Source organism: Pseudoneobacillus rhizolycopersici (assembly GCF_054786815.1).
Genome location: NZ_JBTOOE010000238.1, coordinates 1 through 235 on the forward strand (window position 1 = coordinate 1; position 235 = coordinate 235).

Sequence of the window (235 nt, forward strand, 5' to 3'; positions counted from 1 at the left end):
ATAAAAAATACAGCCGGCACAAAGGCAGCTAGTTCTTCTGCCGTGGAACCAGAGAGGTTAAAAAGAAGGGAAGTTATCCCTATAAGGGCAGGTGGATATCCAGTACAAATACTGAAGTTGGGCAGAGCTTCGTAGTACCACTCAGGAGGCAGATTCGGCTCCTGCGAAAGTAACCGGCTCATGGGTAGATACATCGCCCTCCCATCCTGTCCTTCAAGGAAGCCTTCTAAAACCT

1 protein-coding gene is annotated in these 235 nt (G+C 48.5%); it reads right to left on the bottom strand.

Features of this window, described 5'->3' with window-relative positions:
- The coding region (locus ACX9YW_RS23580) for a hypothetical protein (protein WP_460351239.1) at positions 1-194 on the bottom strand (194 nt) is incomplete at its 3' end.
- Between the last annotated feature and the right edge of the window lie 41 nt (positions 195-235).